This window comes from Neisseria sp. P0019.S002 (genome assembly GCF_051957155.1).
GTDB lineage: Bacteria > Pseudomonadota > Gammaproteobacteria > Burkholderiales > Neisseriaceae > Neisseria > Neisseria perflava.
The window spans coordinates 1-582 of the sequence record NZ_JBQCWS010000040.1; the positions used below are offsets into that span (position 1 = coordinate 1).

At 56.5% G+C, this 582-nt stretch carries 1 pseudogene; it reads left to right on the top strand.

Annotated elements, in window-relative coordinates:
- Window positions 1-582 (top strand): annotated as a pseudogene (locus ACTHTY_RS11420) (2-isopropylmalate synthase); the annotation flags it as partial.

Genomic DNA, 582 nt, shown 5'->3' on the forward strand with positions numbered 1-582 from the left:
GTTGGAGAAAATGGGCGTGGATGTGATTGAGGCGGGTTTCGCCGCCGCCAGCCCGGGCGATTTCGAATCGGTCAATGCGATTGCCAAAATCATCACCAAATCCACAGTCTGCTCGTTGGCGCGTGCCGTTGAAAACGATGTGCGCAAAGCGGGCGAAGCCGTTTCCCCCGCGCCGAAAAAACGCATCCATACCTTCATCGCCACCAGCCCCATCCACATGGAGCACAAACTGAAAATGAAGCCGCAGCAGGTCATCGATGCGGCGGTCAAAGCGGTGAAAATTGCCAAAGAATACACCGACGATGTGGAATTTTCCGCCGAAGACGCCGTGCGTTCGGATTTGGACTTCCTCGCCAAAATCTTTACGGCGGTTATCGAAGCGGGCGCGACCACCATCAATATTCCCGATACCGTCGGCTACTCCATTCCTTCCGTGTGGTACGAGCGTATCAGCAACATCATCAAAAGCGTGCCCAACGGCGACAAAGTAGTCTGGTCGACCCACTGCCACAACGACTTGGGTATGGCGGTTGCCAACTCGCTGGCCGCCGTTCAGGCAGGCGTGCGCCAGGTGGAATGCAC